The following is a 13,925-nucleotide window of genomic DNA, read 5'->3' as shown; positions in this document are numbered from 1 at the left end:
AGAACTGACCAAATCGCCATGAACAAATGATCCTGTTATTAAACCTTGTCTTTTTGATTTTGATCCTGAGGTTATCTTTTGAAAAAAAGGTCATGAACGTCCTGCTGAATGGAAAGTGGCCTGGCGTGATCTATATGCAGCATGTCTTGTTCTGGCTTGGATTTATTGGCGTTAGTGCTTACGTTTCCCTCAGCTTATTTAGCATGCAAGATGCTTTATATCGGTTGCTGTTTATGCTGGTTATCAATATCCCGCTGTACCTTTTATGCTTCAAAAGGCTCGTTCCTCAATACTACCAGACTAAAAGATATGGGGAATATGTGTTGTACACAGCTGGTGTTTTTGTGATCTCCAGTCTGATCAGAATCCTGCTTGAACCTGAACTTTTCGACAATGGGGTGGCAGCAGAGGGAAAATACATTTTCATGATCTACCTCACGCAGCTCATCATTATACTCGTTCCTTCCATGCAAAGTATCTCCAGGTATAAACTGATCGTGGAACAGGAACTTGTGGAACTCCTGATCAGGAAAAAAGAAGCAGATCTGGAACTGGTAAAATCAAAGATTAACCCGCATTTCCTCTTCAATACGCTAAACAACATTTATTCTTACAGCTATGCAACGGATAGCGTTTCGGCAAACCTGATCAAACAGCTCAGCCTCTTAATGCAATACACGACCTATGAAGTGGAGAAAAAAACGATCCCCATAGAACGGGAAATTCAAATGATTACCGCATTGGCTACCCTTTACCAGTTAAAAAGTAAAAACAAACTGGATATGGAGCTTGACTTTGAAGCGAATGAGCTTTTTAGTGTCGTAGAAATCCCCCCAACCATATACCTTACTCTTTTCGAAAATGCAGTCAAGTATTCCGTTATAGGGCAAGATGAAAAGGCCTATATCAGGCTTAAATTATCGCTAAAGGACGCTGTAGCTGAGTTTTCGATCTCAAATTCTATCGCTGATAAAAAGACAACAGACCATTCCCCATCCTATAGAGGGGCGGGACTCCAGGTATTAAAAATGATTTTGGACAATCAATATGGGGAGAACTATAATTTGGAATCTATGCAGAAGGGCGTAGATTACAGCACTGTATTAACCATCAGAATATGACCGCAATCAAAGCCATTTATGTGGATGATGAGTCTCCGGCATTGGAGCTCATTCGTAAATATTGTGACGACCTTCCTGAGATCGAACTTCTGGCCTGCTTCCTCAATCCAGTGGAAGCACTTAATTACAGTCGTCTTGATGAAGTGGAGTTGTTTATCCTGGACATTGAAATGCCCGGGCTTTCCGGAACAGAGATGTTAGCTCTGATTCCTAAGGGAAAATTAGGCATTTTTATTACCGCCGACCCTACCCATGCAGCGAAGGCATATGACCTGGATGTAATCGACTATCTGGTTAAACCGGTATTTCCAGAACGTTTCCTGAAGGCGGTTCAAAAGGCAATTGACTATAGAAAGCTGACTGACCCCGAGGTAGAAAAAGAATTCCTGACCTTCAGATCAGACTATATGTTAAATAAAGTACCCCTGAACGAGATCCAATGGATCGAGGGATTTGGAGAGTACCTAAAGGTCATCACAAGGTATAAACAGTACCTGGTTTTACAACGCTTTTCTGATTTCATTGAGAAGAATGTAAAGCTTGGTTTTGTCAGGATTCATAAATCTTACATCGTTCAAAAAACGCACATATTATCCCATAACTCACAGTTTGTAGTGCTGAAAGACGGCAAACAACTTCCGGTTGGAAGGACGTACAAAGATGCGCTTAAATAAAAATCAAAGATCTACCTCCTGTAATACAATGAGGCAGACCTTTTAAGACATTAATTAACTGGTTGTACTTTTTTAATGATTAGCCTGCCATTCGTTTTAACGATGTCAACGTTATTTAATTTTGCTTTATCGAGGACAGCTGCCTCACATGGCTCTTTTGATGGCTTAAGGGTGAAACTGAATACATCTACAGCCTCATTTCCTCCCGATATCGGTAATTTCATCAGGAGTGTATCTACAGATTCGGCGCCAATAGTGACTGTAAAATACCTTTGTGCACCGGATCCAATAACTTGCGGCTTCCAACCTTCTTTAAAAAGCTTATCTTTTGTCTTAAAAAAGGCAATTTGATCCACGGTATACCTTGGATTATCTGAGAAGAATAAGTCTTTCCCTGTACTTGCATCTACAACATTAAAGTTCATGTCGGAATACTTGATCTGCATTGAACAATAAGTAACTGGATCAGATTTAGTGCAGGCTGATCCTAAAACAACGATAAGGAGGGCGATAAAAAAGAATTTTGTTTGGTTTGTCATGATTTTTGGTTAGTGGCGATCAAAGATTACTTAGTATTAATTCCCTAAACGAGAGCAACATAGATTTCGCTACACCCTACGGTTATGCCCGCTTATTCAGACTTTGCAATAACTGCTCATATAAATCATCACTAACCGCCTTTTGAGGTTTAATCTTTTTAACGGTCGCGCGTTTCCCTTTGGCTTTAGATTTTATAATCTTTAACAGTTCTTTAGAATAATCATTTTTAAAAGCGGCAATATTAAAGGACCCTGAATATTCTTTGATTAAGGCCAACCCCACCTGCAACTCCTTCGGCTTAATAGTGATTTCTTCTTTCATTTGAACCTCTTTCGTACTACGTATCTCTTCCTGAAAGCGAACTTTTGTGATGACAATAATGCCATCCAGCGGATGAATGACACAAAGGTGTTCCTGATTTCTTAGTACAAAACGCGCTACTCCTGCTTTTTTTGATTTCAGCAATGCCTGAAGTAACAGCGCATAAGCTTTCTTACCCTGAGTTTCGGGTTGCGTATAGTAAGAAGTTTCATAATAAATCGCATTGATCTCCCTGATGTCTACAAAACTTTCTATTTCTATAATTTTTGTTTTTTCTGGTTTTACCTCCTCAAAGTCATGATCGTCCAGTATGATATACCGGTCTTTCAGAAAATAACCTTTTACAATATTTTCAAAAGGCACTTCTTTATGTGTTTTCTCATTTACCCTCTTGAATTTGATGTTGGAATGGTCCCGTTCATCGAGCATATCCAAATCAAGATTACTGCTGGTCACCCCTGAAAACAGTTTCACAGGAATATTCACCAAACCAAATCCAATAGCACCTTTCCAGATCGATCTCATCATTAAATTATTTAGGTTAGCGGTTTTTTTTAATAACGGCAGCAAGATTGATCCCTTTGCCAAGCACTGGTTTGAACAGGTCTCCCATTTCGTTTGCTCTGGAGACCGCATTATAAATATTAAAGTCCTTCATTTGCAGGCCTTTTTTTACCTCATCCCAATGCAAGGGCATCGAAACGGTAGCTCCAGGCTTAGGACGTAAGGAATAAGGGGCTGCAATGGTAGCCTGCGGCCTGTTTTGCAGGAAATCCAAATAGATCTTCCCTTTGCGATCAGCCACTCCCCGTTCCATGCTCGTCGTTTTTGGCAGCTCACGGTTAACAAGGGTGACGATAATTCTGGCAAACTCCTTACTCTGATCGTAAGTGTATTTATTTCCCAGGGGGATGTAAATGTGCAAACCTGTAGATCCACTCGTTTTACAATAACCTGGAACACCCATGTCATCCAAAATAGCTTTGGCTACCTGTGCTACCTCAATCGTTTGATCAAAGGGTTGTTTATCCGGATCCAGGTCGAGAATGCACCAGGTTGGATGGTCTGGTTTTTTAATCGTGCTGCTCCATGGATGTATTTCTATACACCCCAGATTGGCCATGTATAATAAGGTAGCTTTATCCTTTCCAACCAGAAAATGTTTATCAGTATCATCCCCCTCAGCATGATATAGATACGTTTTAATCCAGTCTGGCACTTTTCCGGTCACATCTTTCTGGTAAAAATTCTGACCTGTAATCCCATTCGGGTACCGGTTTAAAGACTGTGGACGGTCTTTCAGATAAGGCAAGATAAAGCCGGAGATCTGATCGTAATAATTGATCAGGTCGCCTTTGCTTATTTTTTCAACCGGCCAGTATATTTTGTCCGGATTGGTGAATGTTAACTCCTGTCCATTTATCTTTTTCACCTGTGTTTCTTCAGCTTCTGTAATTAACATGTCTTTAGGATTAATTGATTTAGGAACAATTTTATCGGTTTCAGCTGCCGTTTCCAGCACGACTTCTTTTGCTTTTTTATCCCCCCTGATCCCTTTAAACGAAGGATGTCTCATTAGTCCGTCTGTAGTCATTTCTGCAAAATTCACCTCGCAGATCAATTCGGGCTTTAGCCAGGTCGCTTTCGCCTGAGGGGAATTGAACCGAAACCTATTGGGTTTATTGACATCTGGTTCTTCAGAAAATGGGGGTTTATCTGTAATCAGCGGCTCGAACTGAGTAAGGAGTTCTTTTTGAGTATTCAAACTAAAGCCTGTCCCGATCTTTCCGGTATATATAAATTTTCCATTTTTGAACAGGCCTACCAGCAGCGAACTAAAAGGTTTTGGGCTCCCTGTAATTTTGGTAAAACCACCAATTACGACTTCCTGACCTTTGCTGGCCTTAATTTTTAACCAGTCATTTGTTCGGTTCCCGGTATGGTAAATACTGTCGGCCCGCTTTGCCATGATTCCTTCCAAACCAATGCGTTTTGCGGCATTTAGAAATTCAATCCCGGACGTTTCAAAAGCTTTGCTGAGCAGGATGGGAGATTGATCGGGAATGAGCTCAGCAAGAATTGCTTTTCGATCAAGCAAGGGCAAATGGCTGAGGTCATAGCCATTGTACCAAAGGATATCGAAAACATAGTACAGCAGTTCTCCGTCGGCTTCGCTATGCCAGTTTTGTAAGGCCCCAAAATTAGCGTCTCCCTTTTTATTTACCACTACAACTTCCCCATCTATAATTGCATTTATTTTCAATGCATTCAATTTCTCGTAGATGGGATAATATTTCTGGTTATAGGATTTATCATTACGGGATTTGAATGTCACCTTTCCCTTATTCATAAAGGCAATTGCGCGATAGCCATCCCACTTGATCTCGTATACCCAGCCAGGCTCATCAAAAGGCTCGCTAACCAGGGTCGCCAGCATAGGCTTAACCTGATCATAAAAAGCTTTTTTTACCGCTTTTTTTAGCAGGCCCTTCAACCTGGTACCGACAGCTGCGATAACTTTACCTTGCTTTTCCAGCACTCTGGTTACTTTTTCGGCCTTTTTATTGGGTTTATGATCAGCCTTCTTTTCCATTTGTGCAATCGTTTTCCCGGAAATAACAGATTTATCTTTTAAAAGGATGTCACTGTCCTGTGCGTACTTATCTTTCAGTTTCATGAGCAACCAGCCGTTATCTCCCCTGCCATAAGCTTTGACCAATGCATAGGCTCCTTTGAGTTTCTTACCCTTCAAAATGACTTTAAGCTTCCCAGCCTTTAACTGACTTAACAACTGTTTTTCCTGCTGCTGTAAATCATCAGATTCGGGCTCGAAGGGCGTGTAACTTCCCTCGTCCCATACGATTACCGTACCTCCTCCATATTCCTCCTCAGGAATGATTCCTTCAAAATTCCGGTAATCGTAGGGATGATCTTCCACCATCATGGCCAAGCGTTTAATTTCAGGATCGGCAGATGGCCCCTTTGGAACTGCCCAGCTTTTTAGTACCCCATCCATTTCCAAACGAAAATCATAATGCAAATGAGTAGCATCATGTTTCTGAATCACAAAACGCAATTCCTTTCCTGTTCCCTCTCCCCCTTCGGGCTCAGGTGTTTTCTTAAAGGAACGTTTCTTTTTATATTCAGTAAGACTCATGGAAAAATTATTTTGAAGGACTTAGCTATAAAACAACCTTTGGGGCAGAAAGTTTATTGGAATGTACTTCTGGTTCGGCATTCACAATATTTAACTATTTTTAACAGACAGTTGATGCAACTATGTTGTATATTTAAACATGATTTAATTAGGGATGATTAAATTAGTTGATTATGACTGGTAGCAGTTTGGTAGCTGCTACCACTTTTTCCTATCTTCGGGATATGAAATACATCCTCATCATGGCTTTCGTTTTAACGACCTTGAATGCCATAGCTCAAAAGGCAGTTTACAAATGGGAAGACGAGCTTTGCCTGTATGAAGGTACATACGATGCTAAAAAGGTCACAAAGGCACAACTCAAAGCCTGTTATCGCCTGGCCTTACAGAATGATTTAGACATCAACACCTCTCCTATGGTCTTTAAACCGGAAGACATTCAAAGCCGCTTGCAACCGGAAAAACTGGAAGAAGAATACGCCACCAAAAATGAACAGCTCAAGAAACTCGAACTCCCTCAAACGCCTTTCTGGAAAGGATTCAAAGCAGCCAAACTTAAAGAACAGCAACAACGTTACGAGTTTAACCGCAGCGCTTTCAAAGCCTATAAAGAGGTTAACGCGTTAAAAGAATACCAGTCAAAAAATGCAGCTGCACAACGCTATACAACCATACTGTTAGCTGGTGGCGATACCCTGCTGAAGGAATGGAAGGAATTGAGAAAGAAAATGGCCGAAAGAAACGGTGACCCTGAACGGATTATCCGTGAGTATGAGGCCCGTCTCGCATCTCCCGAAAGACTGAATTATGCATTTGTAGACGTGATGACTTTTGGATGGTTCAACAGTGCCAATGAAGGCATTGAACTGGCTGCCGACATTTACCCTTCCGAAATGGTAAATAAAGAATGGAAAAAACTGTTTATCAAAACAAAAACCATTCATTGTGATGAACCATGATGACAAATCTGTTTACCTTTAATTGCTAACTGTCTGTTTATGTATCAAAAGAAAATCCCGGAAGTGCTGGATTGCGGTCAAAGCATTACCATGAAGGTGCTGGGTGGAAAATGGAAAGTCTGGCTTTTAGGCTTGTAAAATTCATCATGGGCAATCACTTTTCCCATGTGTTCTAATTCTGCACCCAAAACCGGCGACAGCTTGTTCATCAGCGCACCAAAACCTTCCACATCTAAACCCTCTGTTTCGCAGATCAATGCCCCATGACAGAAGCCAATCCACTGCCCCGCAAGATAGGCCAACACTGCAGCGAATAATGAGGATGCACCTCCTATGGCTTCGCCCATAGGTATAAGATTGCCTGCCAGCGCTTTCATGATCGGCTCAATGTTTTCAAAAACCGGCTTCTTCCCAGACACCAATATGGTAGTCTCTTCTCCGCTAATATGGCTTGGCCAGGCTAAAATACTACCATCCAGATAAGCCACTCCTTTTGAGCTGATCAGTGCTTCCATATCACGGGCTTCTTTTGGGGTTCCGGTACTCAGCTGAATAAAGGTTTTATTTTCCAATGCCTCTGTTACCCCCTCTTGTGCTAATATGACAGTTGATACATTATAGTTCGACACACACATGATCGTTACCGGACTTGCGGCAATTGCTTCGGCAGCAGAACTTGCCAATTCGGCTCCTTTATGAATCAGTGGCTGCGCTTTATTAAGGTCACGGTTCCATATGGTTATTTTAAATCCTTTATCGATCAGTGTTCCGGCCAGCGCCGAACCCATGGAACCAAGACCGATCAGCGAGACGCTTAAATTGTTGTTGTTATTTGCTTTCATCATCTTTAATTATGCTGTAAATGTAGCGTCGCATTTTAAGCGTTGCAATGAAGGAAAAACTATTCAGGAGCCTGAAAAATTTCTCCCTATTAATTTCTTTAGACATCTATCACACAGGTCGCATCACAAAACTATAACATGACGAATAACAACCACTTACATGACATAAATCATTCTTCAGCAGTCTGATTAATTGAATATTTGTTAAAAACAATGGTTATGAATTTTGAAAAAATAGTGGAACTTGCGGGAACAAAAGAAGACCTTTTCTCTCATACCTGTCAGACCATTCCAAAAGAAAAACTACACCTTCCAGGCCCGGACTTTACGGACCGGATATTTAGTCAGTCGAACCGGAATATACAGACCCTTCGCAGCCTGGAGAGCATTTACAAATCAGGCAGGCTTTCCGGAACTGGTTACCTTTCTATTTTACCGGTCGACCAGGGCGTTGAACATAGCGCAGGTGCATCTTTCTGTACGAATCCTATGTATTTTGATCCTGAAAATATTGTTAAACTCGCCATTGAGGGCGGTTGTAATGCGGTGGCAAGTACGATCGGAGCCTTAGGTATAGTGGCCAGAAAGTATGCTCATAAAATACCATTCATTGTAAAACTGAATCACAATGAATTACTCAGTTATCCCAATAAGTACGATCAGATCCCATTTGGCTCTGTGCAGGAGGCCTGGAATCTTGGCGCCGTTGCCATCGGTGCCACCATCTACTTTGGCTCGGCAGAATCCAGCCGACAAATTGTTGCGGTTTCGCAGGCCTTTGAACAGGCACATCAGCTCGGAATGGCTACGGTTTTATGGTGTTATCTCCGCAATGAACACTTCGTTCAGGACGACGTAGATTACCATACTGCTGCCGATCTTACCGGTCAGGCCAACTACCTTGGCGTAAGCATTCAGGCCGACATCATTAAGCAAAAGCTTCCTGAAAATAACGGGGGTTATAAAGCCTTATGTAAATATGGAGCAAATTATGGTAAGTATAAAGAGGAAATGTACAGCAAATTAACCACCATTCATCCGATTGACCTTTGCCGGTACCAGGTATTGAATTGCTACCTGGGACGGGCCGGACTTATCAATTCCGGGGGGCCATCTACCGGAATGCAGGACCTGAGCGCCGCAGTCCGCACTGCAGTCATTAATAAACGCGCAGGTGGCATGGGAATGATCGCCGGAAGAAAAGCTTTTCAGAAACCTTTTGAAGAAGGAATTCAGCTCATTAATGCCATTCAGGATGTTTATTTGGAAAAACAGGTTGATATTGCCTGAGTACAACACCTTCAGGCGATATCATACGGTAAATAAAAGTACATCCTGATTGCGTTTCATAATTTTTACCGGAATTTGTAGTTCAGTTTGTATTTTAACCCGTAATGCTTCCTGGGCTGAAGGCTCTCCATGAACGAGCATAATTTGCTTGGGAGCCGGAACGTATTTCCTGATCCAGTCCATCAGTTCGGCCTGATCAGCATGAGCAGAAAGCCCCAGAATCTCAGCAACATTGGCTTTCACACCATAATACCTCCCATGGATTTTGAGCTCATGTGAATGGTTTAGCAAAGCCCTTCCCCGTGTTCCCTCTGCCTGGAAGCCAATGATCAAAATGGCATTAGAGGCGTTTGTGAGGTAATGTTTAAGGTATTCTAACACGCGTCCTCCCGATAACATGCCACTGGCGGCGATAACAATTTTGCTTCTTTTATCCCTGATGGTTTGAAGTGTACCTGCATATTCTTCATTGATCGTAACGCGATTACTTATCTTCAGATAGGTTTCTTTACTGATCGTGGAGTATTCATCGGCATAACGGGTAAAAATCTTTGTTGCCGAGGCCCCCATTGGGGTATCCAGGATGACCGGCAGATGAAAAGGGATTTTATGCTGCTCCTTTAACAATCCCAGCATATATATAAGTTCCTGTGCCCTTCCCACAGCAAAGCTGGGGATCAGCACATTTCCACCACGGGATACCGTTTCGTTGATCAGATCGGCCAGCGCCTGATAAACATCAGCATCGCCATGAAGCCTGTCGCCATACGTAGATTCCATTACAATGTAATCAGCATTGGTAAAAAAATCAGGCTTTGGAAGTAAGGCGCTTTGATTTCTACCAATATCTCCGGAGAAAACAATGGTCTTCCCATAACAGGAAAGCGCTACCGAACAGGCACCAAGGATATGTCCACAGGTTTTGAAACGAAAATGAAGGTGATCACTTAAATCAACCCTAACATCACAATCTACAATTACGAAATGTTTAAAAGAAGCCTTTGCTTCTTCAATGGTATATAGTGGCTTTGCTGGTTTATGTTTCGTATAGTGGTATCTGTTTGCTTTTTCTGCATCCTCTTCCTGTAGCTTTGCACTATCCAGCAGAATCAGCTCACAGAGCTCGCTCGTTGGCGCAGTCATGTAAATACGTCCCTTAAATCCTTTCTTCACCAGTAGCGGAATGTAACCACAATGGTCCAGATGTGCATGCGTTAAAACAATCAGGTCAATCGCTGATGCCTCTATATTCAGGGATTCCCAATTCTTTTCACGTAAGTATTTGATGCCCTGAAACAGACCACAATCGATCAGGATATTTAGCTCAGGTGTTTTCAACAAGTGTTTTGATCCTGTTACGGTCTCTGCAGCACCAAGCGATTGTAAGATGACTTCGTTCATTTTAATATAGATTATTTCAGCTAAAGTTGGGAGGATAATGCCACAACAACAATGATCCGAAACACCTGAAACCGTGACAAAAAACATGTCGATAAGTGTCTGATGTCATATCATTTAACACAATCAAAAGCGACATTTATCTACACCTAATTCCCTTTAAACCATGAGTTCAATTCTAACCATCACCTTTAATCCTGCTATTGATAAAAGTACCCTTGTACCTGAATTAATTGCCGAGAAAAAACTGAATTGCAGCAGCCCTGTTTATGAAGCAGGAGGAGGAGGTATCAATGTTTCAAGAGCGATCAAAAGACTTGGGGAAAACACAACGGCAATCTATATGGCCGGAGGATATACCGGAAGGGCGTTTACCAGACTCCTGACCAGAGAAGGTTTTGACCTTATTCCCATAAAAACAAAAGAAAGCACAAGAGAAAATCTGGTTGTAAAAGAAATCTCCACCCAGAAGCAATACCGTTTCGGAATGCCGGGACCTGAAACCAGCAAAAGAGAATGGCAGAACTGTCTGGCGGCAATGGCCGGTTTTAAACAGGCAAATTTCATGGTGGTGAGTGGTAGTTTAGCGCCAGGAATTCCAACAGATATTTTTGCAGAAGTCTCCCGCATTGCTAATAAAAATAAAGCGAAGCTGATTGTAGACACCTCCGGCGAAGCTTTAATACAAGCTGCAAAAGCGGGTGTCTACCTAATTAAACCCAATCTAAGAGAATTGGGAACCCTTGCAGGCCGGGAAGTCCTGACACTGGAGCAGGTACGTATTGCTGCCAGAGAAGTTATTAAAAGATTTAACTGTGAAGTGATTGTGACCTCTATGGGCCCGAAAGGAGCAGTACTGATCAGTAAAGACTTGTTTATTACCGTTCTCCCTCCGGATGTAGTGGTGCAAAGCACGGTTGGTGCAGGCGACAGCATGCTTGCCGGTATTGTACATAGCCTTGCTTTAAATAAAAGCCTGACTGAAGCGGTTCAATATGGTGTAGCCTGTGGAACCGCAGCCACGATGAATCCAGGTACAGAACTTTGTCACCCTGCAGATGTGGCCCATTTGTATGCACTTATCCGGTCCTCTTCCTCCATTTCAGCAATTCATACCAAATGACACTAAGGAAACCAGCCAATACACTGATGGACAGCTGAGTGGCACTCAATGATTCAAATTCGAAAAACCTGCGGAGTGGACCAATAAGGAGCAGCAGACCATAACTGATCACCGTAATACTGATCACCAATGGCACCAGGTTGTTTTTATATTTTATTGTGGTTAAAAGGCTGTAATAAAAAGAACGGTTCACCAAGGTTAAAAAAACATTTGCAGTGATCAGCACAGTAAATACCATCGTTCTGGTCACCTGTTCATTCCAGTTAAAATAAGTGGCATATCTATAAACGAGCAAGCTGCCAAGGGTAATGACCAATCCCTGCATCACGCTGCTGAATAACTCCTTACCATTAAAAAAAGTGTTGATAAATGGTCTGGGTTGCTGAAGCATGGTGTTCTTTTCCATCGGCTCATTTTCATAAATAATGGAACAGGTAGGCCCCATAATGAGTTCAAGAAAGATGATGTGAACGGGAGAAAATATATTTGGATAAATCCATCCCAAAGCAAGGGGAATAAATACGGTAAGAATAATCGGGATATGAATGGAAATGATGTACTGAATGGCTTTCTTCAAATTGGTGTAAATCCTTCTGCCCATCGCAATCGCGAAGACCATTTTTTCGAGGTCATCGTCCACAAGAATCAGAGAAGCGGCCTGTTTTGCGATCTCTGTACCTTTTTTTCCCATCGCAATACCGATATGAGCCGATTTTAATGCCGGACCATCATTTACACCATCTCCGGTCATGGCAACCACCTCATTGTTGGCTTTGAGTGCATTGATAATTTTAAGTTTTGCTTCCGGAAACATCCGGGTAAAAACAAACTGTTCGTTTACTGCTTTCCGCAACTCAGCATCTTCCATTTTCATCAGCGCTTCGCCACTAACAGATTGATCATAGCCTCTGAACCCTATTTGTCTCGCAATCGCAGTTGTAGTCAATGCATTGTCTCCGGTGATGATCTTAACAGCAATTCCGGCTTCATAAAAACGCTCAAATACAGACTGGATATTTTTCTTTGGCGGATCATAAAAAGCAAGGAGCCCTCTGAATACGAACTTAAAGTCCTGCTGTAGGGCAGGGAAATCAAGTCCTGGAAAAATGGCATCAGCTACTCCGAGGATCCGGTATCCCTGTCCCGCCAGTTCTTTTACAGCCGCTCCTATTTTGTTTCTTTCTTCTGTGGTCAGGCCGGAAACTTCCATTAAGGCCTCAGGTGCTCCCTTTGCAGCGATAATGCGGCTTCCGGAGTCGTCCTGAAAAACATGCGTCATCATTGGCGGTTTCCCTCCCAATGGATATTCATGAATCATTTTATAGTTGGGTCTTTCATCTATCTCATTTACTTTAGCATACACCTGATGCAGCGCAATTTCCATGGGATCAAAAGGAATCGGTTCACTAGCCCACATCGCCGTCCGAACCAGCGCCTGCTCCTCTGTCTTCAGTGTGTCTTCCGGGCTGGTCTTTTTTTGAAATAATGGCACATAGAGCCAGGCAAGGCTCATTTTATTCTCTGTAATGGTTCCTGTTTTATCCGTACAGATGACCGTAGCACTTCCAAGTGCTTCGACGGTTTTCATCTGTTTAACTACGACTCCCATCTTCATTAGCCGCCATGCCCCCAATGCCATAAAAGTGCTAAAGGCTACAGGAATTTCTTCCGGTAAAATACTCATAGCAATGGTTAAAGCCTTCATCAAACTATCAGTTACACTCCCTGAACGGTAGAAATTGATGGCCCAGACAATGATTAAGACAACCGCACCGGCCAGCACCATTTTCTTTACGAAATTGCCGATTTGCAATTCCAGAGGGCTTTGCTCTTCTTTAATGCTTTCCAGACTTTTACCGATTTTACCCAGTTTTGTTCCATCGCCGATGGCAGACACCTCAATAATCGCCAGTCCACTGGATACTGTGGTGCCTGAGTATACCTCTTTATCGTCTCCAATGTGGTCTTTATAGACCACCATAGATTCTCCGGTAAGAATGGATTCGTTCACAGAGAAATCATTTGCATGAATAATAGTTCCGTCAGCCAGAACAACGGTCCCTTCCTCAGCAATTAAACTATCACCTATCACAATGTCTTCGGTTTTGATCTGCCGGACCTCCCCATCCCGGATTACTTTTCCTTCAGGTTTGGTCAGTTGTTTGAGCTGAGCCAGTGCATTTCTACTTCTTGAGTCCTGATATAAGGAGATGACAGATACCAGAACTATGGCTGTAGCAAGAAAAAGCCCGTCTCCAAATTCCCCGTTAATAAAGTAAATACCTGAGGCAATAAACAGCAGAATCACCATTGGTTCTTTGGCCAGGCTTTTTAAGGCATACCAAAAACCATTTTCCTTTTTATGGGTCAAAAAATTAGCCCCATATTTTTGCCTGGATGCTATCACCTGGCCAGCATTTAATCCTTTGATATGATGTGTTTCCATCTGCTGTTCTGATTACAACATTTAAGATTGATAACAATAACTTAAAGCTAAGCA

General features: G+C 42.3%; 11 protein-coding genes. 5 read left to right on the top strand and 6 right to left on the bottom strand.

What is annotated here, in order from left to right; translation table 11 throughout:
• Positions 1-26: 26 nt before the first annotated feature.
• Together AAFF35_RS06940 and AAFF35_RS06935 are read left to right on the top strand one after the other, a co-directional pair.
• Positions 27-1,121, top strand: coding sequence for a sensor histidine kinase (locus tag AAFF35_RS06940; RefSeq protein ID WP_342331686.1), 1,095 nt, complete (start codon positions 27-29; stop codon positions 1,119-1,121).
• Complete coding sequence (locus AAFF35_RS06935; RefSeq protein WP_342331685.1) at positions 1,118-1,795, top strand: LytTR family DNA-binding domain-containing protein; 678 nt, start codon at positions 1,118-1,120, stop codon at positions 1,793-1,795. Before AAFF35_RS06940 ends, AAFF35_RS06935 begins: the two co-directional genes overlap by 4 nt.
• Before the next feature lie 50 nt (positions 1,796-1,845).
• Here AAFF35_RS06935 and AAFF35_RS06930 read toward each other — a convergent pair whose 3' ends face one another.
• The 3 genes from AAFF35_RS06930 to ligD all read right to left on the bottom strand — a co-directional run bounded on the left by AAFF35_RS06930 (position 1,846) and on the right by ligD (position 5,813).
• Positions 1,846-2,334, bottom strand: a complete 489-nt coding sequence (locus AAFF35_RS06930) for a hypothetical protein (RefSeq protein ID WP_342331684.1) — start codon at positions 2,332-2,334, stop codon at positions 1,846-1,848.
• 82 nt (positions 2,335-2,416) lie between these two features.
• The gene (locus tag AAFF35_RS06925; protein ID WP_342333355.1) at positions 2,417-3,181 is read right to left on the bottom strand and encodes a Ku protein; all 765 of its coding nucleotides are present in this window, start codon (positions 3,179-3,181) and stop codon (positions 2,417-2,419) included.
• Positions 3,182-3,197: 16 nt separating this feature from the next.
• Positions 3,198-5,813 carry a DNA ligase D gene (gene ligD / locus AAFF35_RS06920; protein ID WP_342331683.1) on the bottom strand — a complete coding sequence of 872 codons (2,616 nt, stop codon included), beginning with the start codon at positions 5,811-5,813 and terminating at the stop codon, positions 3,198-3,200.
• 173 nt (positions 5,814-5,986) lie between these two features.
• Between ligD and AAFF35_RS06915 the strand changes: the two genes are divergently transcribed.
• Complete coding sequence (locus tag AAFF35_RS06915) at positions 5,987-6,772, top strand: hypothetical protein (RefSeq protein WP_342331682.1); 786 nt, start codon at positions 5,987-5,989, stop codon at positions 6,770-6,772.
• 77 nt (positions 6,773-6,849) lie between these two features.
• Here AAFF35_RS06915 and AAFF35_RS06910 read toward each other — a convergent pair whose 3' ends face one another.
• Positions 6,850-7,617, bottom strand: coding sequence for an NAD(P)-binding domain-containing protein (locus tag AAFF35_RS06910; RefSeq protein WP_342331681.1), 768 nt, complete (start codon positions 7,615-7,617; stop codon positions 6,850-6,852).
• Between the two features lie 216 nt (positions 7,618-7,833).
• Between AAFF35_RS06910 and AAFF35_RS06905 the strand changes: the two genes are divergently transcribed.
• Entirely contained in the window at positions 7,834-8,904 is a 1,071-nt protein-coding gene (locus AAFF35_RS06905) for a class I fructose-bisphosphate aldolase (RefSeq protein WP_342331680.1), read from the top strand.
• Between the two features lie 21 nt (positions 8,905-8,925).
• Here AAFF35_RS06905 and AAFF35_RS06900 read toward each other — a convergent pair whose 3' ends face one another.
• Positions 8,926-10,305, bottom strand: coding sequence for an MBL fold metallo-hydrolase (locus AAFF35_RS06900; RefSeq protein ID WP_342331679.1), 1,380 nt, complete (start codon positions 10,303-10,305; stop codon positions 8,926-8,928).
• A gap of 163 nt (positions 10,306-10,468) precedes the next feature.
• Between AAFF35_RS06900 and AAFF35_RS06895 the strand changes: the two genes are divergently transcribed.
• Entirely contained in the window at positions 10,469-11,425 is a 957-nt protein-coding gene (locus AAFF35_RS06895) for a 1-phosphofructokinase family hexose kinase (protein ID WP_342331678.1), read from the top strand.
• Here the strand turns inward: AAFF35_RS06895 and AAFF35_RS06890 are convergent.
• Positions 11,382-13,871 (bottom strand): cation-translocating P-type ATPase, encoded by a 2,490-nt coding sequence (locus tag AAFF35_RS06890; protein ID WP_342331677.1) that lies wholly within the window; start codon positions 13,869-13,871, stop codon positions 11,382-11,384. The genes AAFF35_RS06895 and AAFF35_RS06890 overlap by 44 nt on opposite strands.
• Positions 13,872-13,925 lie beyond the last annotated feature (54 nt).

The sequence above is a fragment of the Pedobacter sp. FW305-3-2-15-E-R2A2 genome, assembly GCF_038446955.1.
Taxonomy (GTDB): domain Bacteria; phylum Bacteroidota; class Bacteroidia; order Sphingobacteriales; family Sphingobacteriaceae; genus Pedobacter.
The sequence above is the reverse complement of the archived record's forward strand: the minus strand, read 5'-3'. Positions and strand labels throughout refer to the sequence as shown.

Coding starts and splice junctions, on each gene's coding strand:
- AAFF35_RS06940 (WP_342331686.1), top strand. CDS start 27: ATGATCCTGTTATTAAACCTTGTCTTTTTGATTTTGATCCTGAGGTTA.
- AAFF35_RS06935 (WP_342331685.1), top strand. CDS start 1,118: ATGACCGCAATCAAAGCCATTTATGTGGATGATGAGTCTCCGGCATTG.
- AAFF35_RS06930 (WP_342331684.1), bottom strand. CDS start 2,334: ATGACAAACCAAACAAAATTCTTTTTTATCGCCCTCCTTATCGTTGTT.
- AAFF35_RS06925 (WP_342333355.1), bottom strand. CDS start 3,181: ATGAGATCGATCTGGAAAGGTGCTATTGGATTTGGTTTGGTGAATATT.
- ligD (WP_342331683.1), bottom strand. CDS start 5,813: ATGAGTCTTACTGAATATAAAAAGAAACGTTCCTTTAAGAAAACACCT.
- AAFF35_RS06915 (WP_342331682.1), top strand. CDS start 5,987: ATGACTGGTAGCAGTTTGGTAGCTGCTACCACTTTTTCCTATCTTCGG.
- AAFF35_RS06910 (WP_342331681.1), bottom strand. CDS start 7,617: ATGATGAAAGCAAATAACAACAACAATTTAAGCGTCTCGCTGATCGGT.
- AAFF35_RS06905 (WP_342331680.1), top strand. CDS start 7,834: ATGAATTTTGAAAAAATAGTGGAACTTGCGGGAACAAAAGAAGACCTT.
- AAFF35_RS06900 (WP_342331679.1), bottom strand. CDS start 10,305: ATGAACGAAGTCATCTTACAATCGCTTGGTGCTGCAGAGACCGTAACA.
- AAFF35_RS06895 (WP_342331678.1), top strand. CDS start 10,469: ATGAGTTCAATTCTAACCATCACCTTTAATCCTGCTATTGATAAAAGT.
- AAFF35_RS06890 (WP_342331677.1), bottom strand. CDS start 13,871: ATGGAAACACATCATATCAAAGGATTAAATGCTGGCCAGGTGATAGCA.